This is a genomic window from Bifidobacterium reuteri DSM 23975, from assembly GCF_000741695.1.
Classification (GTDB): Bacteria; Actinomycetota; Actinomycetes; order Actinomycetales; family Bifidobacteriaceae; genus Bifidobacterium; species Bifidobacterium reuteri.
In genome coordinates this window covers 1-24,089 of sequence record NZ_JGZK01000006.1, presented here as the reverse complement: position 1 = coordinate 24,089, position 24,089 = coordinate 1, and the positions used below count along the sequence as shown (strand labels likewise).

Genomic DNA, 24,089 nt, shown 5'->3' with positions numbered 1-24,089 from the left:
GCCGTCGCGGTCGATTCACGCAATCAGGAGACTGCCCGAACCCTGCGAATCGGATCCATGCCATTGACGCGCGCCCACTGTTCGGGATCGACATCCGCCATCGAATCCCGGGTCTCTTCATATTCCTCTTCCACCGCCGCGGCCAGCAACGATACGGTCAACGCCACGTCCTCACCGGTTTCGATGGATTGTTTGACGGCCTTGGTCTTGGCGCGATCCACGATGTTCTTGAGCATGGCACCCGACACGACGTCGGCGAGGAACAGGGCCGACCATTGGCCGTTTTCGCCCTGCACATCGCATATATGCCGACGCTCATTGGTGGCGAAGATGTCCTGCACCAGCACTGTGGACAGCGTATGGGCATCCACGTCAGGGTCGAGGGGCAGGTCATCGGTCAGATAATGATCCACTATGGCGACGGCCTGCTCAGGCCCGGGCCGGCCGACACGGATCTTCACATCCAGACGCCCGGGCCGGAGCACGGCGGGATCGATCATGTCCACACGGTTGGAAGCACCAATCACCATGACATTGTCCAGTGATTCCACACCATCAAGTTCGGCGAGGAACTGCGGCACGATGGTGGTCTCCACATCGGAGGAGACGCCGGAGCCACGGGTGCGCAGCAGCGAATCCATCTCATCGATGAACACCACCACCGGTCGGCCTTCCGCCGCGCGCTCGCGTGCGCGTTGGAAGATCAAGCGGATGAGTCGCTCGGATTCGCCTACATACTTGTTGAGCAGCTCCGGGCCTTTGACGGAAAGGAACACGCCAGTGACCTTGCGTTCGGCATCAGTCATCGCGCCATCGCCATCCATGTCGTAGCCGCCCTCGCACAGCGCGTTGGCTACGGCCTTGGCGATCATCGTCTTGCCGTTGCCGGGAGGACCGTAGAGCAGCACGCCCTTGGGAGGCTTCAGATCATAGCGTCGGAAGAGCGCGCGGTGCTGGAACGGCAATTGCACCGCATCCTTGATGCGGCCGATCTCCGTATCAAGGCCGCCGATATCGGCGAAGGTGACGTCAGGGGTCTCTTCAAGCACCAGGTCCTTGTCACCTTCGACGGGCAGCACATCCAACGCCATACGTACGGATGGATCCACGATCACACGATCGCCCTGGCTGACCGTGACATGAGCCATGCCACCGGAGCGGCGTATGAGCACGGGGTTGCCGGACGCGTCGCTGACCAACAGACGCCCATCGTCAAGGCACTCTTTGACCACGCGGACCTGACCCACCGTGTCGCTGTCGTGATGCTCGACAAGCACGAGTTTCTCGTTGAGCATCACGGTGGCACCGGAGGTCAAACGTGCGGCGTTCACGTTCGACGCCACAGGCACCACCATGCGCCGCGTGCCGGAAATGACCTCCGCGGAGGCATGCTGCACACCATCCTCATCGACATGTGAGGCATCAACCTTCACCATGGTGGCGAAGGTCAACGGGGGCTGGGCGAGCTGAGCCAATTGGGACTTGGCGCGGGTCAGCTCCTTGCCCGCCCGGGACAATGCCTCGGCGAGCGCATGGTTCCTGGCCATCAGACGATCGTTCAATGCGGCAAGGTCTTCTGCTTCACTCATTCGGCTCTCTCCGGCTGTCTTGTTCATGATTGTCGAGGCGCGGCCTGTCGTCCGTGTCTGTGTCACTGCTGCTTTCTCGCACGAACCACACTACGCACTTTGCGCGCGATGAACCAGACGAGGATCACAATCACCACTGCGATGACCACATCCTCGAATACGCCCAGTGCACCTTGGATGGAGCACCACTGGTCCCCCAGCATGTAACCGGCGGACACCAGAATCGTGTTCCATATCGCGGATCCCAGCAGCGTCCAGCCGGTGAACTGCAGGAAATTCATGCGGTTGAAGCCGGCGGGGATAGAAATCAGCGAACGCACCACGGGAATCACGCGGCCGATCAGCACGGACCAGGTACCGTATTTGGTGAACCAGTCGTTGGCCTTGCTCACATCGTTGCGGCTGACGCCGGGAATCTTGTCCGCGGCATGGTTGATGCGATGCAGTCCGACCCAACGGGAGATGCCATACAGCACCCATGCGCCCAGCACCGAACCGATGGTGGCCCAGATGATCGCTCCGGGAAGGCTCAAGGTGCCGCGTGCGGCGGTGAAACCGGCGAGAGGCAGAATCACTTCCGAGGGAATGGGCGGGAATACGGATTCCAATGCTATGGCCAGCGCCACGCCAACACCTCCGACGGTCTCCATAAGGGCAACCAGCCATGAGGTGATTGCACCGATCAATCCGCCATCCGAGGCACTGCATACCGGGGTGGACTGTTGGGCTACTGCAAGGGCAAGCTCAGGGGTAAGACTCATAGCGGGTATTGTCCCAAGGTTTTTCGACAATCTAAGGCATGACTGGAGAAGATGCGCATTTTGTTGACAAGTTCACCGATGATGACGGCGACGGTACCGCGACCAGCAATCCGATGCCGACGCTCAGCAAGCCTGGATTGCTGGTCATGGACGTGGATTCCACACTGATTGATGAAGAGGTCATCGACGAGCTTGGTGAAGCGGCAGGCAAAGGCGAGGAGATCGCCGATGTGACCGAACGCGCCATGCGGGGCGAACTGGAGTTCTGCGATGCGCTGCGAGCCCGTGTCGCACTGCTCGAGGGGCTTCCTGTCTCAGTATTCGACACCGTACATGACAAATTGCATTTCACTCGAGGCGCGTTGGAGCTTATCGACACGCTTCACGAGCACGGATGGAAGGTCGGCGTGGTGTCCGGCGGCTTCCATGAAGTGGTGGATCGCTTGGCCGCCGAGGGGCATATCGACCTGTGGATCGCGAATCGCTTGGATGTGGTGGACGGCCGGCTGACCGGCAAGGTGTTGGGCGAGATCGTCTGCAAAACGGTGAAGCTGCATGCGTTGCGCGCCTGGGCCGAACGCCTTGGCGTGCCGATGAGCCAGACCGTGGCGGTAGGCGATGGCGCCAACGACATTCCGATGATTCAGGCGGCAGGTCTTGGACTGGCGTTCTGCGCGAAGCCGAAGACCCAGCTTGCCGCCGATGAATCAATCAACGACCGCGATCTTCGTCACGTACTCGAATACCTGAGGTAAATTTTTACCGCACATGAAATCCTCGCTTATAGTGGCTTCATGACTGTTGAGGGCGCGGAACAATTGACACTTGCGGGGCTTACCCCACGCAAGCGGCGCAGACGCGCGCCCGCAGAACACACGCCGGCCGATCAGGCGCCCATCGCCCAGGTGGTGTTGGAGGTGCAGGCGTTGCACCTGGGGCAGACGTTCGATTATCTCATCGATGAGAAGGACAGCGACGCCGCACAGCCCGGCGTACTGGTTCGGGTACGATTCGGCGGTCGAAGAGTCAATGGCATCATATGGGGACGGACCACTGCAAGCAGTACTCCGCGTTCCTCGCTTCGCTACATCGAACGGGTGCTGAGCCCGGACGTATTGGTCCCGAAGTCTATGCGTGACGACATTGCGCTGATTGCGGACGCCTACGGAGGCACTCGGGCGAATATCCTTCGCTTCGCCGTACCACCCCGCGTGGCAAAGGTGGAGGCCGAACAGCGTCTGGCGGCATCCTTCCGGCGTCCTGTCGGGTCCGGTATGTCCGCCGCGCCGCGACCTTCCGAGGAGCGACAGCAGGCATCCACATCGCCGGCGGCATCAGGTTTTGCCGGCAGGGGCACCACACCCGATGGCTCCCCTATCGACGCTCACGGGTTTTCCGTCGCCCCCATGGTGCGCAAGGGCACCGAGCAGGGGTATCAACGCGTCGTCGCGAATTACGGCGACGCACATGTCCTGTACGAGGGGCTCATCGGTAAACAGTTCCGATCCTTTGTCTTTGATTCCCTCCCCGGCGCGCAGGAATGGCAGAGGAACATGGCCTGGATGGTCGCCGCTGCGCTGACAGCCGGCAAATGCGCTGTTGTGGAGCTGCCCACCATGAGAGAGGTGGAGGATCTCCTTCCCATGCTGCGCAACTACGGGTTGACGCCGTTCATGCCTTCGCCGTCAGGCGGATGGGCGGGTGATGTGGCCATTCTGAACGCGGAGACCATGCCTGCCGCGGATCGCTACCGCGCCTATCTTGCCGTCGCATTGGGGCAGGTGAAAGTGGTGATAGGCACTCGCGCCGTGGCCTATGCGCCGGTCGAGGGCCCGGCCTTGTTCGCCATCCTGGAAGATGCAGCCTATCAGAACATGGATGGCATGATGCCGTATCCTCAGGCCCGTGGCGTAATGAGACTGCGCGCCAAAGCCCATGGCGGCGTCTTCGTGGCCATGGCCAACGCGCGTAGCGCACAAAGCCATTGGGAGACCGCCGGGCCACACACCGTGGAGACGCCTGTGAGCGGCTATTCCACCGCCATTCATCCGCTGGCTTCGCCGTTGAAAGACGCCACCCCATGGGTGCGGTGGCTGAACCGCGAAGAGCTCTCGCGACTCGCCGACCCGACCATTGGCGCGCGCGTGCCGCATACGGCTGTTCGGATATTGAGCAAGGCGTTGGAAAGCGGACCCGTGCTCTTATCGATTCCACAGGACAGCATCAGCGAGACGCTGAGCTGTGCGACCTGTCACGGCCAGGCGCGGTGCGCCAGATGCGCGGGACCGTTGCAGCTTCCTGCCGACCGCACGGATTCCACACCACGATGCCAATGGTGCGGGGCCCCGGCCATGAACTGGACATGCCCCGCGTGCCATCATGATCGCATGCGGGTGATCCGGGTCGGTGCCACCGGTACAGCCGAGGAACTCGCCGGGCTGTTCCGTGGAGTGCCGGTGGTGGTGTCCTCCAAAGCCCGCGGGCTGGTGACGAATGTGCCCTCCCAGCCGATGATCGTCATCGCGACACCGGGATTCGAACCTCGTGTTCGCCCAGTGGACGGCACACGACGTCCGGAGGGCTATGAGTATCGTGCCGTGGCGATCCTCGATGCGTGGACAAGCCTGTATGCGCTAGGCGTGGACGCCCGTCTCGATACGCTGACAGCATGGATGCGCGCCGTGTCGCTATGCGCACCACGATCCCGCGGCGGCAGCGCGCTGATTCTCGGTGAAACCGATCCTGCCATCGCGCAATCGCTGATGATATGGGATTCCCGTATTCTCGCCGCCAAGGATATGGAGGAGCGCGCGGAAACCGGCATGCCCCCTACCGTGGCGGCGGCATGCGTCTGGGGCAGACGGGACGCGGTGATGACGCTGATGCAACGTGTCGGAGCTTTGGGCGGCGATTGGGCGTTGTGCGGCGAGCTGCCCGGCATGCTGGGACCTGTGCCCATCGCTCAGCCGGATACGGTGGACGCCCGTGAACTGGAGGCCACCGCGGATAGGGTCAAAGCCGTGGTAAGGGTGCCGCAAAGCGAACGAGCGGCATTGGCATTGCGGCTGAGACGCGAGACCGCCCGTCATGTGGCCGCGCGGGAACCCGGAGAATTACGGTTCCGCGTCGACCCCAAGGATCTGATCTGACGCGATTCCAGCTGTTTTGCCTCATCTTCGACACGCTTTGTCCTCGTCGTCCTCGTCGTCAACACATGAAACCATAGAAGCTGGAAAACTCAGCGGTACCATACGCGGTCCATGACAGATTCCAAAAGGAGGATCATCATGAAAGGTTGGCCGGGAGAACCGGATATGGAATATGATGTGCTGGTGACAGACGGCGATGCGTCCGTGAACGCCGGCAAACCCATCACTGACGTGATCTTCGATTTCGGCAATGTGCTCATCTATTGGGACCCCGCCGCAGTGCTCATCCCCCGCTACAGCCAGCACACCATCGAGGAATTCCTCGACAATGACATCTCCGGGTTCTATGACATCAACGACATGATGGATGCCGGCACCAGCCCCGATGAGGCCATCGCCATCATGCGCGAACGCAAGGGCGACAAGTGGGCGAACATGCTGCGGTATTACGTAGACAATTTCCGCGATTCCCTGACCGGTGTGGTACCGGGCGCCCGCGTGCTGGTCAACGATCTCAAAGCCGCCGGCATCGGCGTCTGGGGATTGAGCAACTGGGAGGCCGAGCTCTTCCATGTGGCCGAAGAGCAATGCGACATCATCCAGCAGCTGGACGGCAAGCTGGTCTCCGGCTTCGTCAAGCTGCGCAAGCCGCACAAGGAGATCTATGAGGCGGCGCTGAAGAGCTTTGGCATCACAGCCGATGGCGCGCTGTTCATCGACGACAAGGCCATGAACATCGTCGGCTCGAACGCGGCCGGCATTCGTGGCGTTCGGTTCAAGGATCCGGTCAAGCTGCGCGAACTGCTCATCGCCAACGGGGTCAACATCCCGGACGTCCAGTAGCCATCACGATACAGTCTGATCAATGCCGGCTTCTGTCTCCCCTTCCCTGAGGGGAGCCGTGCCAACGGGATAGCGACCGTCCTCACCAGATTCCCGGACTCCCCTCCCGGGAGAGCTGTCAGCAAAGCTGACTGAGGGGAGTCCAGCAACGGCGCTATCCTGACACGATTCATCAATGCATCGTAAGGAGATTCATGCTGAAACTGGTGTTCGCAGGCACACCTGATGTTGCGGTTCCCTCACTCAAGGCGTTCGCTACAGACCCACGTTTTGAGGTGGTGGGTGTCATCACACGCCCAGATGCTCCCACGGGCCGTGGACGCAGACTGACGCCGAGCCCGGTCAAAGCCGCGGCTTTGGAGCTCGGCCTGCCGGTAATTGACGCCAAGCCCCGCTCCCCCGAATTCCTGAGCGCACTCAGCGCGTTGCACGCCGATATCGCAGCGGTGATCGCCTATGGCAATATCCTGCCGAAAAACGTGCTCGACGCAGTGCCGATGGGTTGGTACAACCTGCATTTCTCCAATCTGCCGAAGTGGCGTGGTGCAGCCCCTGCGCAACGCGCCATCTGGGCCGGAGACACCACCACCGGTGCGGATGTGTTCAAAGTGGGCGAAGGTCTTGATGACGGTCCAATCGTGGCATCGATGACCATTGAGCTCGGCGGACGCGAAACCTCCGGAGAGCTTCTGACCCTCTTGGCCCAAGAAGGTGCGCCCTTGTACGTGGATGCGCTGGCGGCGGTCGGGGAAGGAACCGCAACGTTCACACCGCAGCCGGCCGAAGGGCTGGAGTATGCGCACAAAATCACCGTGGAGGATGCACGTATCGACTGGACCGATGCCGCCGATGCCATCGACCGTCAGATTCGCGCGTGCACCCCACAGCCTGGAGCTTGGACTGAACTGCATGCGGATGGTCTGTCTGGAGCGTCGGACACCGAAGATGCAACCGTCAAAGTTGCAACCGAGACCGCTCACCCGCTCACCCTGCACGTGCTCGCCGCCCAGCCCGCGGATGCAGGCAACTCCAACACACCCATGAACCTGAAGCCCGGCGAGCTCAAGGCCGGCAAGAAGAACGTCTGGGTCGGCACCGGCACCACCGCGCTGGAGCTCACCCAAGTCAAAGCGCAAGGCAAAAAGGCCATGCGCGCCGCCGACTGGGCGCGAGGAGCCCGTCTCTCCCCCACCGCATGCCTGCACTGAGTTATGCTCATATGCAGGTTCGCCTGCATGCATAATCAGACGTTGGAACGTGCAGACGGGTCGAAACATAAGTTTCATCCTGCTCCTGTTTATGTTTCGTCCCATTGTTGATGCCTCATACGGGTCGAAACATAAACAGGTATCGTTCAAGACTTATGTTTCGACCCGCATCCGCATATTGCGCAATGAGTGCTGCATAAGATTTGGGGCCCGTCATCTTCCTACACAAGGAAGATGACGGGCCCCAAATCCATAGCCGTCCACAGCCGGACGGCCAGCAGAATCAGTGGAATCAGGCGAGACCGGAGAGCTTGTTGATAAGGTCAGGATCCCTCGTAGCACCCTTGTCGGCGGAGCGGGCAAAGGCGGCGTACGCCTTGAGCGCCTGAGAGACCTTGCGGTCACGATGGGCCACATAGCCGTCGCCGGCCTCAAGCTCCGCACGGCGCTGAGCCAGCTGCTCGTCAGTCAGCTCCACGTTCACGGAACGGGCTTCGATGTCGATGTCGATGATGTCGCCGTTCTTGATAAGCGCCACCGGGCCCTTGTTCGCAGCCTCGGGAGCCATGTGGCCGATGGCCAGACCGGAGGAGCCGCCGGAGTAGCGGCCATCGGTGAGCATGGCCACCTGCTTGCCGATGCCCTTGCCCTTGACGAAGGAGGTCGGGTACAGCATCTCCTGCATGCCCGGGCCACCCTTCGGACCCTCGTAGCGAATGACCAAGGCCATGCCAGGCTTCAGGGTATCGTCAAGGATGACCTTGATGGCCTCTTCCTGGGACTCAACCACCAGAGCCGGTCCGCGGAACTTCCAGATCTCCTGCGGCACGCCCGCGGTCTTCACCACGCAGCCGTCGGGAGCGAGGTTGCCGCGCAGCACGGCGAGACCGCCCTCGTGGATCTCCGGGTGATCGATGTCGTGGATGGCGCCGTTCACGCGGTCAGTGTCGAGCGAATCGAACAGGGTCTCGTGCGTCCACGGCTCCGGGGAGATGATGTGGCCCGGCGCCGCGTGGTACATGGTCTTGGCTTCTTCGGTGCAGGTGTCGCGCATGATGTCCCAGTCGGCGAGCTTGTCCTCGAGCGTCGGGTAATCGATGGAGTGGACGTTCCTGTGCAGCTTGCCGGCGCGGTCGAGTTCGCCGAGGATGCCGCAGATGCCGCCCGCGCGGTGCACGTCGGAGATCTCCCACTTGCCGGAAGGCGCGGCCTTGCAGATGCAGGGCACGGTGTGGGAGATGCGCTCGATGTCGTCCAGGGTGAAGTCCACGTCAGCGGACTGCGCCATGGCCAGAATGTGCAGCACGGTGTTCGTGGAACCGCCCATGGCCACGTCCATGGTCATGGCGTTCTCGAACGCCTCCTTGGTGGCGATGGAGCGCGGCAGCACGGAATCGTCGTCGTCCTTGTAGTACTGGTTGGCGATCTTGACGACCTGGCGCGCGGCCTTGCGGAACAGCTCCTTGCGGAAGCCGTGGGAGGCGAGGATCGTACCGTTGCCCGGCAGGGCCAGACCGATGGCCTCGGTCAGGCAGTTCATAGAGTTGGCGGTGAACATGCCGGCGCAGGAACCGCAGGTCGGGCACACGGTCTTCTCGTAGTTGAGCAGGTCCTCCTCGGAGACGCTATCGTCGGCGGAGGCGTACATCACGGAGATGAGGTCGGTGTTCTTCTTGACGGTGCCGTCGGCGAGCACTGTGGTGCCTGCCTCCATCGGGCCGCCAGAGACGAACACTGTCGGGATGTTGAGGCGCAGGGCGGCCATGAGCATGCCCGGCACGACCTTGTCGCAGTTCGGGATGCAGATCAGGGCGTCGGCGCAGTGCGCGTTGCACTGGTATTCGACGGTATCGGCGATGATGTCGCGGGAAGGCAGGGAGTACAGCATGCCGGTGTGGCCCATGGCAATGCCATCATCCACAGCCATAGTGTTGAACTCACGGGGGATGCCGCCAGCCTCTTTGATGGCTTCGGAGACAATGCGTCCCACTTTGTTCAGGTGGACGTGGCCAGGCAGAAACTCGTCGAATGAGTTTGCGATGGCGATGATGGGCTTCTTGCCCATGTCGTCGCCGCTGACGCCAGCGGCACGATACAGGGCGCGCGCGCCTGCGAAGACGCGGCCGGACATGAGTTTTGCAGATCGCATTTCGGTCATGATTCCATTCAAGCCTTTGCACGGGACACGTTTCTTGTCAAGAGTCGAATAATGGAATTTTCAAAACCGTAACCTTATTCGCTTGGCGCATCCAGCAGTTCACCGATGTCTGCGAGCATGCATGAAGTCCCACGGCAAGGCTACACTTGCTTCGGTTGAGATAGATTTTCCAACGTTTGGAGACACATACTTATGGCAGAAGATACCGAGGTCAAGGATCAGGCTGACGAGCAGGCTGCCGAGCCGTTCGGCACCGACCCGCACCCCACCGGTCTGGCGAACCCGCCGATTGACGACCTGATGCAGCATGCTGATTCCAAGTACGCGCTGGCCATCTTCGCCGCCAAGCGCGCCCGCCAAATCAATTCCTACTTCACCCAGCTCAACGAGGGCCTTCTGCAGAACGTCGGCCCGCTGGTGGAGTACCAGAACAACGAGAAACCGCTGTCCATCGCCTTCCGTGAAATCGACGAAGGTCTGCTTGAGGAGACTCTGGGCGAAGACGATCTGAGCGAAGGCAACTGATCGGCTTCGCCGTCACGCTCCCCCGCATGCCACATGCCGTCAGGTTCCGCTGTGCACTGATTTTCGAGTCACATGCTTGCTTTACCGAGTTGCATAGGCTATAAACAGACTCAGGAGCGAACACGACCAAGGGCTCGCGCCACCGCGCTGGTTGGCACGAGCCCTTTGCTATGCCTGCTTCCATCAAAAATGAATACAACCGTATCATTGTGCTCCGCCTGCCTGCGGGGCGATAAGTCCTGATGAAAGGGATGATATGACAGAAGAGAAGCGGCTTATTTCCGCGGAATCCGTCACCGAAGGCCACCCGGATAAAGTGTGCGATCAGATTTCCGATGCCATTCTTGACGACCTGCTCGCGCAGGATCCCACCAGCCATGTCGCTGTGGAGACCTCAGCTGCCACAGGCGTCTTCCTGGTGTTCGGCGAAGTCACTTCCGAAGGATACTGCGATGTGCAGTCCAAAGTTCGTGAGACCCTGCGCAACATCGGATACACTTCCTCAGAGGTCGGCTTGGATGCCGATTCCTGCGGCGTGATTGTGGCGATTACCGGGCAAAGCGCTGAAATCAATCAAGGCGTATCCCGCCTTTCCGCCGAGCAGGAGACCGCAGCCAGCCGCGAGGAACGCTACGAGGCTCAGGGTGCCGGCGACCAAGGCGTGATGTTCGGTTACGCCACCGACGAGACGCCGGTGCTGATGCCGTTGCCGATCTACTTGGCGCATCGTCTGGCCTTCCGTCTGACGCAGGTGCGCAAGTCCGGCGAAGTGCCGCATCTGCGCCCGGATGGCAAGACCCAGGTGACCGTGGAATACGACGACAATGACAAGCCGGTACGCCTGGACACCGTGCTCATCTCCACCCAGCACGACCCGGAGGCAACTCATGAGTGGCTTGAAGCGCAGCTCAAGGAACACGTCATCGACCCTGTCCTGAAGGAAGTCCTGGGCGACAAGGTGCCATATGAGGGATACCGTCAGCTGGTGAACCCGACCGGTTCGTTCATACTCGGCGGCCCGGCTGCTGACGCCGGCCTTACTGGCCGTAAGATCATCGTCGACACCTATGGTGGTGCAGCCCACCATGGCGGCGGCGCATTCTCCGGCAAGGATCCGTCCAAGGTGGATCGTTCCGCCGCATATGCCACCCGCTGGGTCGCAAAGAACATCGTGGCTGCCGGCTTGGCTCACAAGGCCGAGGTGCAGGTGGCCTATGCCATCGGCGTGGCCGATCCGGTGTCCATCAACGTGGAGGCCTTCGGCACCGAGCGTGATGGTGTGACGCGCGGCCAGATCGCCGCCGCGGTGCGTAAGGTGTTCGACCTGCGTCCGGCCGCCATCATCGACGAGCTCGATCTGAAGCGTCCGATTTATCTGAAGACCGCCGCCTATGGCCACTTCGGTCGCACCGACGTGGAGTTCCCGTGGGAGCAGACCAACAAGGTCGACGAGCTCAAGGCCGCCATCGCCGCGGAGTGAGCAGCCGTTACCAATCCAGATAGAGTGAATGGGTGTTGCCCGCCAAACACGGTAGGCAACACCCATTCACTTTATATACAAGAACGACGCCTATAGGAACACAAAGAGCTTGTTGTTGTGATTGGAATCTATGCGATTCCTACCATAACGACAAGCTCTTATCTATTGGCACCGGGCTTGCCAAGCTGTCGGCAACGTTCAACGTTGGAAGCTCAGCAAGCCGATTCAGCGATTTCAGGCTTTGGCGACCTCGACGGCCAGCTCGGCACCTTCCTTCACCTCGAACGAAGTCGCCAGCGTTTCGCGAGCGATCAGGTCGCGGAACTGCTCGACCTTGGCCACATCGGCAGCCGGCACGGTCAGCACCAGCGAGATGCGGTCGGCGATGTCGAGTCCGGCGTCCTTGCGGGCGTCCTGGACAGCGCGGATGGCGTCGCGCGCGTAGCCCTCGGCCAGCAAATCGGCGTCAAGCGCAGTGTCGAGAATCACGAAGCCGCCGGTCGGCAGCGCCGCAGACACGGAGACCGAAGCCTCAGCCGCGTTCTGCTCCTCCACACGGTTGATCAGCTCGTACTCGCCTTCGACCAGTGCGACATCACCGTTCGGCGTCTCTACCACCGGAGCACCGGTGTCGACATCCACATGCCATGCGCCGGTCTTGGACGCCTTGATGGCGAACTGCACCTGCTTGCCAAGGCGCGGGCCGGCAGCGCGAGCGTTCACGCGCAGCTCGTGCACGATCTTCAGGCCCTGGGAGCCGGCGTCCTCCATCGTGCAGAACTCGATGTCCTTCACGTTGAGCTCGGACTTGAGCACCTCGGCATAGGCACGCACGTCATTCACATCCTCGACCACCACGGTGAGCTTGGACAGCGGCTGGCGCACGCGAATCTGCGACGCCTTGCGCAGGGACAGAGTGCCGGAGACGACTTCGCGCACCTTTTCCATCGCCTCCACGAGCTTCGGATCATCGACCAGCACGCGGCCCAATTCGGTAGCCTCGCCGGTCTTCTCGTCCACCACGAACGGCCAATCGGCCAGGTGGACGGATTCGCCGCCGGTCAGGCCGCGCCACACGGATTCGGCCTCCATTGGGGCGAGCGGGGCGAGCACGCGCATGAATACCTCGAGCACGGTGTACAAGGTGTTGAACGCGTTCGCGTCCTCGTTCCAGAAGCGGTCTCGGGTGTTGCGGATGTACCAGTTGGTGAGCACGTCGATGAAGTCGGATGCTGCGTCGCAGGCGTCGGAGATCGCGAACTCGTCCAGTGCCTTTTCCACGCGCTCCACGAGCCTGCGGGTGCGGGCCAGCAGGTATCGATCCATTTCCGGCAGTGCCGCGACCTCATCCGCATGCAGATGACGAGCGTCGAAGCCCTTGCCGCCGTTGGCGGCGTTGGCGTACAGCGTGAAGAAGTAGTACGAGCTCCACACCGGCAGCATGACCTGGCGCACGGTGTCGCGGATACCTTCGGCGGTGACGATGAGGTTGCCGCCGCGCAAGATCGGGGACGACATCAGGAACCAGCGCATGGCGTCGGAACCGTACTTGTCGAACACGCCGTTCACATCCGGGTAGTTGCGCAGGTGCTTGGACATCTTCTGGCCGTCGGAGCCGAGCACGATGCCGTGGCAGATCACGTTCTTGAACGCCGGACGGTCGAACAGCGCGGTCGCCATCACGTGCAGCAGGTAGAACCAGCCGCGGGTCTGTCCGATGTATTCGACGATGTAGTCGGCCGGGAAGTGCTGTTCGAACTTCTCCTTGTTCTCGAACGGGTAGTGGAACTGCGCGAACGACATCGAGCCGGATTCGAACCAGCAGTCGAGCACATCGGTGATGCGATGCATCGTGGACTTGCCGGTCGGATCGTCCGGGTTCGGACGGGTCAGGTTGTCGATCCACGGACGGTGCATGTTGATGTTGCCGTCACGGTCGCGCGGATAATCGCCGAAGTCGGCCTTGAGCTCCTCAAGCGAACCGTACACGTCCACACGCGGGTACTTCGGGTCGTCGGACACCCACACCGGAATCGGAGAGCCCCAGAAACGGTTACGGGAGATCGACCAATCGCGCGCGTTGGCGAGCCACTTGCCGAACTGGCCGTCCTTAACGTTCTCCGGAATCCAGTTGATCTGCTGGTTGAGCTCCAGCAGACGCGGCTTGATCTTGGTCACGGAGACGAACCAGGAGGACACCGGCTTGTAGATCAGCGGGGTGGCGCAACGCCAGCAGTGCGGGTAGGAGTGCACGTAGCTCTTCTCCTGGAAGAGGATCGCGCGATGCTCCTCGGGGGATTTCGGCGAGCGGGCCGTCGCCGGCGCGCAGGTTGCGCAGAATCGGCAGGTTGGCGTCGAACACGAACATGCTTCATACTCCGGGCACTGGGAGGTGAAGCGACAGCCGGCGTCGAGCACGTCGGTGCTCTTGATGCCCTTGGCGTTGAGCGTGTTCATATCGTCCTCGCCGTAGGGGGCCTGATGCACGAGGCCGGTACCTTCGACGGTGTCGACGTAGTCGGCGGTGAAGATGGTGTAGCCGTTCGGACCGGGCACGTTGCCTTCGGACTCGGCCTTCTCGCCGGCGAAGTACGGGAACACCGGCCAGTAGCGGCGGCCTTCGAGCTCGGAGCCCTTGAGCTCGCGCACGACCTCGTAGTTCTCACCGAGTTCCTTGGTGTAATGCGGCAGCAGGTCCTTGCCGAGGTAGAACTTCTTGCCTGCGAACTTGCCTTCGGTGGGCTTGACTTCGACATAGTCGATGTCGGCGCCGACCACGATGGCGAAGTTGGTGGGCACGGTCCACGGCGTGGTGGTCCAGAAGACGGCGTAGGCGTCCTCGTCGCGCAGCTTGACGGCCACGGAGACGGTGGTGTCCTGACGATCCTGGTAGACGTCGGCGTCCATGCGCAACTCGTGCGCGGACAGCGGCGTGCGGTCCTTCGGGCAGTACGGCAGCACGCGGTAGCCCTGATAGGCGAGGCCCTTGTCGTAGAGCTGCTTGAACGCCCACATCACGGATTCCATGTACGGGATGTTGAGGGTCTTGTAGCCGTGCTCGAAGTCCACCCAGCGGGCCTGACGATGCACGTAGTCCTGCCATTCGTGCGTGTACTTGAGCACGCTGGCGCGGCAGGCGTCGTTGAACTTGTCGATGCCCATCTTCTCGATCTGGTCGACCGAGTCGATGCCGAGCTCCTTCTGCGCCTCGAGTTCGGCGGGCAGGCCGTGGGTGTCCCAGCCGAAGACGCGGTTGACCTTGCGGCCCTTCATGGTCTGGTAGCGCGGGATGACGTCCTTGGCGTAACCGGTCAGCAGGTGGCCGTAGTGCGGCAGACCGTTGGCGAAGGGCGGGCCGTCGAAGAACACGAACTCGTTCTGGCTGTGGTCGCCGGAGGGGTTTCGCTCGACCGACTTCTGGAAGGTGTCATCCTTGTCCCAGTAGTCGAGAACGGTCTCCTCCATGTGGGGGAAGCTGGGGTTTGGCGCAACGTTCGCGGTCTCGCCGCCCTCGTTCGCCTTGGGATATACGTTTTCGCTCACCGTAGATCTCCTGTTTGTATGATGTCGGTACATTGGGGAGCATCATCGATGACGTTGAATTCGGATGGGCACCCGGTCGATCCAGTCGCCTCGCCGGAATCATCGTCGAATGATGTTCCTGTATACGAGGACGATGACGAAGCGACTATGTCGCGCTCCGCACCGCGGTACCACCTCGCTTATCGCACCGCTTCCCCGCCTCAGGCTGTGACACCTTGCAACGGAAAACCCGCGCGACCGCTTATGTTCGGCTGTCTCGGGCCGATCCCGTCGGTTCTACTGGGCGAATGCCGCGCATGCGGATTCCGCCGTTCTTCCGAAGACTCCCCGCTGATAACGGATCAATGCCTCACAACGGTGCATATCGTAGCACGCAGCTAGGCCATATCGCACCTCACGTGGCAGTTCGGCAGGCAGTTCAACAGGCAATTCGACACACCGCTTCTTCCAAAGCCACGGGGATGATTTCCGCTGACTACATCCCTGTATTTGTAAAAATATCTCTCACTGGCTTTTCGTCAGTGAGAGATATTTCGCAAATACCGTGCCATGGAATGCTGCAGGCAGCAGACGGCAGGAGGTCTTACTCCAGTTCCACGGCACCGGTGTAGAGCTGGTAGTACTCGCCCTTGAGCGCGATGAGCTCGTCGTGGGAGCCGCGCTCGATGATGCGTCCATGGTCGAGCACCATGATCACATCGGAGTTGCGCACGGTGGAGAGACGGTGGGCGATCACGAAGACCGTTCGTCCCTTCATCAGTGCGTCCATGCCGGCCTGTACGACCTCCTCGGTACGCGTATCGATCGACGAGGTGGCCTCGTCAAGGATCAGCGCCGGGGAATCGGCCACGGCGGCGCGGGCGATGGAGATCAGCTGGCGCTGGCCTTGGGACAGGCCGGAGCCGTCTCCCTCGAGCACGGTCTGGTATCCCTGAGGCAGCATGCGGATGAAGCCGTCCGCGTTCACGAGCTTCGCAGCCTCGATGCACTCCTCGTCGGTGGCGTCCAGGCGGCCGTAGCGGATGTTGTCCATCACGGTGCCGGTGAACAGGTTCACGTCCTGAAGCACAACGCCCAGCGATCGGCGCAGGTCAGGCTTGCGAATGTTCTTCACGTCGATGCCGTCGTAGAGGATCTGGCCTTCCTGGATGTCGTAGAACCGGTTGATGAGGTTGGTCACCGTGGTCTTGCCGGCGCCGGTGGCGCCCACAAGCGCCATCTTCTGCCCCGGCTTGGCGAACCAGGTGATGTCGTGCAGCACCGGCTTGTCCGGGTTGTAGCCGAAAGTCACGTTGGTGAAACGCACATCGCCCTGCAACAGCGTGAGCCTGCCGTCAGGCGAGGTAATCGCCTGCTCCTTGGCCTTCAAAGCCACCTCGCGTGCGGTGCCATGCAGTTTCTCCGCAGCCTTAAGCGAACGGGTGCCATCATCGCCGGCTTCGCGCTTCCAAGCCCAGTGGCCGGTCTCATGGTCGACCTCCGTCATGGTGCGGCCGTCTTCGCCCAGTTCCACGTTGACCAGCGTCACCGTGCCGCCGTCCGACTCCACCGGTTCATCCATCAACGCGAAGATTCGGGAGGCACCGGCGAGCGCCATCATCACCATGTTGAGCTGCATGGAGACCTGGCCGAGTGGGTTGATGAACGAACGGGACAGCGTCAGCAGCGAGACCAAGGTGCCGAGGGTCAGCGGGCCTGCGCCGGACAGGCCGAAGTTGCCCACGCCGCCAAGCGCCATGGCACCGCCCACGATGGCGAGCAGGATGTACAGCACATAGCCCATATTGCCCACCACCGGCATGGTGACGTTGCCCCAGGTGTTGGCCTCGGCGGACGCCTCGAACAGTTCCTGGTTCTTCTGGTCGAAGGTGCGCTGGGTGGTCTCCTCATGGTTGAAGACCTTGATGACCTTCTGGCCGTTGACGGATTCCTCCACGAAGGCGTTCACATCGCCCAGCCACTGCTGCTGCTTGACGAAATAGCGTCCGGCACGGCCGACGATCGCGCGCACTATGAAGTACAGCAGCACGGTGAACAGGAGCACGAACAACGTGAGCGGCACTGACAACCAGAACATGGCGATCACGGCCGCCAGCGCGGAGATGCCGGCGGAGAACATCTGCGGGAACGACTGGCTGATGGCCTGACGCAGCGTATCCGTGTCGTTGGTGTAACGGCTCATGATGTCGCCGTGCTCGTTGGTGTCGAAGTAGCGGATCGGCAGATGCTGCTGGTGGGCGAACATGTCGTCGCGGATCTTCTTCAACGTGCCCTGTTCGACCGTCACGACCAGCCATACCCACAGCCAGGAGGAAACGATACCGGCCGCATACAGGCAACCCATCAGGGTGATGGCGCGGATCAGAGGCACCCAATCGGGATTGCTCTGCCCGACCATCGGCAGGATGTACTTATCGATGAGGGTCTGCAGGAATAGGGCGGAACCGGCCTGTGCGATAGCGCCAATGAGGATGCACGCCACGATGGCCACCACACGCCAACGGTATTGCAGGATGTATCCGAAGATGCGCTTGGTGGTGCCGGGAGCCGCCTTGCCCATCGCGGGTTTGCGGTTGCGGAAATTCCGTTGATTCTGCTTGTCGCTCATCGCGCCTCTCCTTCCTGTGCCTTGTCACCAGACTCATTGCTGGATTCGCTATTGGAATCGACGCCTCTGACCTTCGCGGCCTCCTCGGCCGCGGACTGGTCGGCTGCGGACCGGTCGAGTTCCATCTGGCCTTGAGCGGTGTTCTTGGTCTGGGATTCGTAGATGGACCGGTATTCGTCGCAGGTCCTGAGCAGCTCCTCATGGGTGCCGCGTGCCATGATGCGGCCTTCGTCCATGACGAGGATCATGTCCGACTCCTGCACCGAGGCCACGCGCTGGGCGATGATGATCTTGGTGGTGTCCGGGATCTCATGGTGGAACGCCTCGCGGATCAGCTTGTCGGTCTTGGTGTCGACGGCGGAGGTGGAGTCGTCGAGAATCAGGATCTTCGGCTTCTTGAGCAGTGCGCGTGCGATGCACAGACGCTGACGCTGGCCACCGGAGACGTTGGTGCCGCCCTGTTCGATGTACGTGTCGTACTTGTCCGGGAATTCCTGGATGAAGCCGTCCGCCTGGGCAAGCTGGCAGGCATGGCGCAGATCCTCGTCCGTGGCATCCGGATTGCCCCAGCGCAGGTTTTCGGCGATGGTGCCGGAGAACAGCACGTTCTTCTGCAGCACCATGGCCACCTGGTCGCGCAGCACCTCGAGGTCATAGTCGCGCACATCGCGGCCGCCTACCTTGAGCGAGCCGGAGGAAACGTCGTAGAGCCTGGGAATGAGCTGGACGAGCGAGGATTTCGCCGAACCCGTGCCGCCGACGATGCCGATGGTGGCGCCGGAGGGGATGGTCAGGTTGATGTCATCAAGCACCGGCTTTTCGGAGCTGTCGGAATAGCGGAACGTGACATCGTCGAATTCGATGGAGCCGTCGGCCACGGTCGAGATCGGGGTTTCCGGATCGACCACGGTGCTCTTCTCCTGAAGCACCTGGCAGATGCGCTCGGCGGAGGCCTGGGAGATGATGAACATGACGAAAATCATCGACAGCATCATCATGGCCATGAGGATCTGCATGGCGTAGGTCACCAGAGCGGTCAAGTCTCCAGTGGTCAGGCCGATGGCGGCGTTGTTGCCCGAGGCGACGATCTGCTGGGCGCCCAGCCATGCGATGAGGATCATCGAGGCGTAGATGCAGAACATCATGATTGGATTGTTGAAGCTCATGATGCGTTCGGCGAGTGTGAAGTCCTTGAAGATGCGCTTGGAGATCCTGTCGAACTTGTTGATTTCAAAGGATTCGCGGTTGTAGGACTTCACCACGCGGACACCCTGCAGGTTCTCGTCCACCACGTTGTTGAGGGCATCGTAGGTGTGGAACACACGCTCGAACACCGGATGCACCAGCACCGCCAGACCGCACAGGCCGATGGCCAGGATCGGAATGCAGGCGAGGAACACCATGGAGATGCTCGGGCTGATGCGGTAGGAGAAGATCCACGCCACGATCACCATGATCGGGGCGCGCACGCCCATACGCACCATCATGCCGTACGCCATCTGCAGGTTGGTCACATCAGTGGTCAGGCGCGTGATGATCGAACCGGTGGAGAAGCGGTCGATGTTGGTGAAGCTGAAGCGCTGCACCTGTTCGAATTGGTCGTGGCGCAGGTTCTTGGCGAAACCGGCGGCCGCGATGGCAGCGTACTTTCCGGCCAGGAAGCCGCAACCCAGCGAAACCAGGGAGCAGGCCAGCAGGATCAGGCCGAACCTGATGATGGCGGGCATGGAGCCGCCGGTGATGCCCTGGTCGATCAGGGTGGCCATCACGGTAGGAATCACGATTTCCAGAATGGCCTCGATGAACACGAACAGCGGGGCCAGGAAACTCTCCTTGGTGTATTCGCGCATCGATCCCGCCAGCGTCCGGATGACATGCTTGGGGCGTTCCGGTTCGACGGCCTTGCGCGACCGCATGATCGCGGCTTCGGTGGCGACTGCATCATCGCTGTCTGCTATTGCAGTACGTGCAGTACGTTTTGCTGTGGTATCGCTCATTTGCTCTCCTCCTTCTTGTTCTCCGTATCCGATATTTCGTCATGGTCGAATTGTTTGGTTTCATGTCGGGGCTGTTCTTGCCGCAGCTCGAACGCCTGCTGCGCTGCGTCCACGTTGGCACGCAACCGTTGCACGTATTGCATGAGCTGTTCGGTCTCCGCCTGGGTGAATCCCTTCGACAGCAGACGCTCCACTCGCTCGCCATTCGCCGTGAGGTCGGCGACGATGGCATCCGCCTTTTCGGTGAGCACGATTTTCTTGAGCCGGGCATCGTGGGCGACCGATTCGCGCACGATAAGCCCTTTCCTCTCCATCAACGCCAGCACACGTGAGGCTGTGGACCGGCTGATGCAGAACTTCTGTTCGATGGTGTGCTGGTAGATGTCCTTGTCCCGATTACGGGCAAGGAACATGATGATATGCGCGTTCCCGCCTGTGGCGATACGCGCCGATTCCGGCATCGTCTCACCCAGATACCGATTCACCGCCTTGACGAGCGCCCGCAAATCGAAGCTGAGGATACGACGGTCCACAACCCCTCCATTCGCGACAGTTGACTATGCATTCCATGTGCATCTAATCTGCATTGAAGCATGTTATTACGTCCCATATACAACAGTTCCGCATACAACAATTGCCTGTCGTCCATTGGGGGCCACCATGTCAGTGGGCCTTGTAGGAAGCTTTGCACAGACCAATAGCTCGTTGCCGGCCGATACGTCGAAGGGGTGTTCGCAGAACGGCGGATGGGCTTCGCGCAATGGCGCGAAACCCAATGGCTGTCTGTGACAACCGTGGTTCTGCGAACTCCCCTTTGGTATGTCGCGACGTCAGGCCGACGGACCGTCTGACCGGACTGCTGCTACTTGGTCAGCGCCGCGTATTCGTCGAGCATGAAGGCGGTGAGGTCCTTGCCGGACTCGCCCAGCAGCGTGGGCAGCGAGTTGATCGGCATGGAATTGAGGAACAGGCGCATCATGTCGTTGTCCGGCAGCTTGGGCATATCGCCGCGTTCGCCGGCGGCACCCACCGCCTCGACCACCTTGGCGCCGACCGGGTCGGCGGACCATTCGCCGAACGTCGACCATTCGTTCAGCGGCATGGACTTGCCGTCACCGTCGAGCGTCACCGCGATGCTGGCGGCGATGTCGCGGCTGGAGACGCCGACCTCCACCGTGTATTCGCCAGCTTCGACATGCCAGTCGTTGTACTTCTCGGACCAGTAGGCGAAGGCGCGCTCATTGAGCTCGATGGTCACGGTCTTGGATTCGCCGGCTCCGAGGAACACCTTCTCGAAGCCCTTGAGCTCGTGGACCGGACGGGCAACGTCGGCCTTGCCGGGCGCCACGTAGACCTGAACGGTTTCGGCGGCGGGCGTGTCGGACGTGTTGGTCACGGTCGCGGTCACAGATGCGGTGTTGGCACCGGTCTTGGCCACGGCCACGTCGCCGATCTCGAACGTCGCGTAGCTCAAGCCGTAGCCGAACGGGTAATCGACGGCCTTGTTATAGGTGTCGTAATAGCGGTAGCCGACGAACACGCCTTCGCCGTAGTCGACGTGGCCTTCCTCGCCGGGCCAGTTGAGCATGCTCGGGTCGTCGTTGATGTCCATCGGGATGGACTGGGCGAGTTTGCCGGACGGACTCGCCTCGCCGAAGACCACATCGGCGAGCGCGCGGCCGCCGGCCTGTCCGAGCAGCCAGGATTCGAGGATCGACTTGGAGGCATCGGCCCACGGGTGCACGGTTACCACAGAACCGTTGGACAGCACTACGACGACGTTCGGGTTCTCCGCAGCCACTTGACGCAGCAGTTCGATCTGCTTGGCGGGAATGTCGAGCGTCGTGCGGTCGAAGCCCTCGGACTCGGCCTCCTCGGGAAGCCCGAGGAACATGAGGACCACGTCGGCGTCGCGCGCGGTTTCGACGGCTTCGAGCGTCAGCGCGGAGTCGGCCGGGGCAAGGTCGAGCGTGAAGCCGGGGGCGAAGTCAGCCTTGATGCCGCGCTCGTCCAGAGCGTCGAGGAACGATGTCATCTTGGTGGGGGTGATGTGCGAGGAGCCGCCGCCCTGATAACGCGGGGTGCGCGCGAATTCTCCGATGACGGCGAGCTTCTTGCCTCCGGCAGGGTCAATCGGCAGGATCGCGTCCTCGTTCTTGAGCATGACGATGGATTCCACGGCGGCCTGGCGAGCCACCTCGTCATGTGCGTCCACATCGAAACGGTAGCCGTCGATGCTCATCGCGGCGCGGGCCTTGTTGGTCAGGTCGATCATGCCCTGGGCCATGCGGTCGAGCTGAGCTGGGTCGATGCGGCCGTCGCGTGCGGCGTACACAATCTGGTCATCCGTGTAGCTCGGCGGCATTTCGAGGTTCAGGCCGGCGTTCAGGGACGCCACGCGGTCGTGGTCGGCGCCCCAGTCGGACATGACGATGCCCTTGAAGCCCCATTCGTCGCGCAGCACGTCGGTCAGCAGCCAGTGGTTCTGGGCGGAGTGCACACCGTTGATTCTGTTGTAGGAGCACATGATGGTCCACGGCTGGGCGGTCTTGACGATGTGCTCGAAGGCCGGCAGGTAGATCTCGCGTAGGGCCCGCTGGCTGATGCGGGCGTCCACGCGCAGGCGGTCGGTCTCCTGGTTGTTGGCGGCGAAGTGCTTCAGCGAGGTGCCCACGCCCTTGGATTGCACGCCCTCGACGATGCCGACCGCCTCATGGCCGGCCAGATACGGGTCCTCGGACCAGTACTCGAAGCAGCGGCCACCGAGCGGGTTGCGCTTGATGTTGACGCCGGGGCCGAGGATCACAGCGACCTTCTCCTGCACGCACTCCTCGCCCATCACCTCGCCGACTTTGCGGATGAGCGCTGGGTTCCACGAGCTGGAGAGGCCTGCGGCCGGCGGGAAGCAGGTGGCCGGCACGGAGTCGTTGAGGTCGGTTTCGCTGGTGTTGGAGGCCAGGGATTTCCTCAGGCCGTGGGGGCCGTCGGTGATCATGTAGCCGGGGATGCCCTTGTGCTCGACGCTCTGCAGGTGCCAGGCGTCTCCGCCGGAGGTCAGGGACGCCTTCTCCTCGAGGGTCAGATCCTTGACGGAGGGGTAGGTCGGGGTTGCGTTGGTTTCGCTCATGATGCCTCTTTCCTTGAGTCGTGTGCGATGTCAGTCGTTTTGCGCGGTTCGGTCCGGACGTCGGCAAGGGAACGAATCTCGGGGATTCGATATCCCGCTGCCCAGTGAGGTTCATCCGCGAATTCCATCAGGCAATACCGCCTAGACCAACCGGTTGGTAGGTAGAGTATCAGAATTGACGACGCAACACACCGAAATCATTTGGAATCCTTACCAACCGACCGTAAGGTAGCAGATAATCTTGCTTGATACGATGCAGCAATACACTGTGCGGAAGTCGTTGTGCAAGCCCCATCGCCCCGCCTGCACCAGCAACCGCACCAGTTACCAGCTCCCGGGCTCGGGAGCGGAGAAGAGAAACGCATGAACGATCCCACCCCCTCCCCCGCCGCGTCGGCGGACGACCGCCGCAGCGCCATCATCGAGGCGACCGTCGAATCCTTCGGCAGACTCGGCTACTACGGCACCTCGCTGCAACGCATCGCCACCGAGGTCGGACTCACCAAGGCCGGCGTACTGCATTACGTGGGCAGCAAGGAGGGATTGCTGGACCTCGCGCTCACCGAAACCTACGACCAGCAGACCGTGGACATCATGGCCACGATGGTCACCGAGGCGCGTCCGCTCATCGCCGAAATGTGGCGCAAGGTGGTGGCGGTGAATGCCACACGCCCGGCGCTGGTGCACATGTTCTCCACCCTGAGCGCCGAGGCGCTCGACCCCGCGCATCCGGCGCACGACTATTTCGCCCGCCGCGAGCACGACACCGTGGCCAACGCGCTCAACATCAACTGGCGCGTGCCGGATGGCGTGAACGTGGAGCATCTTCTGCAGGCCGGCTTCTCGATGATGGATGGCCTCCAGCTGCGCTGGCTGCGCTCCCCCGGCCAGGACCTTGCCGCCATGTGGGCGGATTGCGAAGACGTTCTCATGCCCCTGCCTTTGTGGGAGGGGTATCGGTAGGGCACAGGCCGGTTCTGCTTCCGCCGGCGCCCGCACCAGTAGCGGCCCTGGTTCTGGGCATATGCGGTACATATACGAATCCCTACAACGCATTCTGGGCATATGCGGTACATGAGGAAACGATTTTCCCCTCCTCAT

General features: G+C 61.6%; 15 protein-coding genes and 1 riboswitch. Of the genes, 7 read left to right on the top strand and 8 right to left on the bottom strand.

Annotated features, from left to right (window positions below):
- Window positions 1–23: 23 nt before the first annotated feature.
- The gene (gene arc, locus BREU_RS06810; protein WP_081886598.1) at window positions 24–1,589 is read right to left on the bottom strand and encodes a proteasome ATPase; all 1,566 of its coding nucleotides are present in this window, start codon (window positions 1,587–1,589) and stop codon (window positions 24–26) included.
- A 62-nt stretch (window positions 1,590–1,651) separates the two neighbouring features.
- Window positions 1,652–2,350, bottom strand: coding sequence for a DedA family protein (locus tag BREU_RS06805; RefSeq protein WP_044088682.1), 699 nt, complete (start codon window positions 2,348–2,350; stop codon window positions 1,652–1,654).
- A 38-nt stretch (window positions 2,351–2,388) separates the two neighbouring features.
- Here BREU_RS06805 and serB point away from each other — a divergent pair, with 38 nt between their 5' ends.
- The 4 genes from serB to fmt all read left to right on the top strand — a co-directional run bounded on the left by serB (window position 2,389) and on the right by fmt (window position 7,550).
- Entirely contained in the window at window positions 2,389–3,105 is a 717-nt protein-coding gene (serB, locus tag BREU_RS06800) for a phosphoserine phosphatase SerB (protein WP_044088683.1), read from the top strand.
- Between the two features lie 39 nt (window positions 3,106–3,144).
- Window positions 3,145–5,499, top strand: coding sequence for a primosomal protein N' (locus tag BREU_RS06795; RefSeq protein ID WP_044088684.1), 2,355 nt, complete (start codon window positions 3,145–3,147; stop codon window positions 5,497–5,499).
- A gap of 138 nt (window positions 5,500–5,637) precedes the next feature.
- A complete protein-coding gene (locus tag BREU_RS06790; protein ID WP_044088686.1) occupies window positions 5,638–6,342 on the top strand; it encodes an HAD family hydrolase in 705 nt (234 codons plus the stop codon).
- 194 nt (window positions 6,343–6,536) lie between these two features.
- The gene (gene fmt, locus BREU_RS06785; RefSeq protein ID WP_044088687.1) at window positions 6,537–7,550 is read left to right on the top strand and encodes a methionyl-tRNA formyltransferase; all 1,014 of its coding nucleotides are present in this window, start codon (window positions 6,537–6,539) and stop codon (window positions 7,548–7,550) included.
- Between the two features lie 292 nt (window positions 7,551–7,842).
- Here the strand turns inward: fmt and ilvD are convergent, their stop codons facing one another.
- Window positions 7,843–9,708, bottom strand: a complete 1,866-nt coding sequence (ilvD, locus tag BREU_RS06780; RefSeq protein WP_044088688.1) for a dihydroxy-acid dehydratase — start codon at window positions 9,706–9,708, stop codon at window positions 7,843–7,845.
- Window positions 9,709–9,900: 192 nt separating this feature from the next.
- Between ilvD and rpoZ the strand changes: the two genes are divergently transcribed.
- Both rpoZ and metK read left to right on the top strand, forming a co-directional pair.
- Entirely contained in the window at window positions 9,901–10,233 is a 333-nt protein-coding gene (rpoZ, locus tag BREU_RS06775; protein ID WP_044088689.1) for a DNA-directed RNA polymerase subunit omega, read from the top strand.
- Between the two features lie 200 nt (window positions 10,234–10,433).
- Window positions 10,434–10,494: riboswitch (SAM riboswitch) on the top strand.
- A complete protein-coding gene (metK, locus tag BREU_RS06770) occupies window positions 10,490–11,713 on the top strand; it encodes a methionine adenosyltransferase (protein ID WP_044088690.1) in 1,224 nt (407 codons plus the stop codon). Its footprint overlaps the riboswitch before it by 5 nt.
- Window positions 11,714–11,947: 234 nt before the next feature.
- Here the strand turns inward: metK and ileS are convergent, their stop codons facing one another.
- From ileS to BREU_RS06745, 5 genes are all read right to left on the bottom strand, one after another.
- Window positions 11,948–15,256, bottom strand: coding sequence for a mupirocin-resistant isoleucine--tRNA ligase (gene ileS, locus BREU_RS06765; RefSeq protein ID WP_238567026.1), 3,309 nt, complete (start codon window positions 15,254–15,256; stop codon window positions 11,948–11,950).
- Window positions 15,257–15,839: 583 nt separating this feature from the next.
- A complete protein-coding gene (locus tag BREU_RS06760; RefSeq protein WP_044088692.1) occupies window positions 15,840–17,864 on the bottom strand; it encodes an ABC transporter ATP-binding protein in 2,025 nt (674 codons plus the stop codon).
- Window positions 17,861–19,780 (bottom strand): ABC transporter ATP-binding protein, encoded by a 1,920-nt coding sequence (locus BREU_RS06755; protein WP_044088740.1) that lies wholly within the window; start codon window positions 19,778–19,780, stop codon window positions 17,861–17,863. Before BREU_RS06755 ends, BREU_RS06760 begins: the two co-directional genes overlap by 4 nt.
- 77 nt (window positions 19,781–19,857) lie before the next feature.
- Window positions 19,858–20,394: a MarR family winged helix-turn-helix transcriptional regulator gene (locus BREU_RS06750; RefSeq protein ID WP_044088693.1), complete on the bottom strand. Its 537-nt coding sequence runs from the start codon at window positions 20,392–20,394 to the stop codon at window positions 19,858–19,860.
- A 329-nt stretch (window positions 20,395–20,723) separates the two neighbouring features.
- Window positions 20,724–22,988, bottom strand: coding sequence for an exo-alpha-(1->6)-L-arabinopyranosidase (locus BREU_RS06745; protein ID WP_044088694.1), 2,265 nt, complete (start codon window positions 22,986–22,988; stop codon window positions 20,724–20,726).
- Between the two features lie 363 nt (window positions 22,989–23,351).
- On the opposite strand from BREU_RS06745, the gene BREU_RS06740 reads away from it, so the two are divergent.
- Window positions 23,352–23,951 carry a TetR/AcrR family transcriptional regulator gene (locus tag BREU_RS06740; protein ID WP_044088695.1) on the top strand — a complete coding sequence of 200 codons (600 nt, stop codon included), beginning with the start codon at window positions 23,352–23,354 and terminating at the stop codon, window positions 23,949–23,951.
- Window positions 23,952–24,089: the final 138 nt, after the last annotated feature.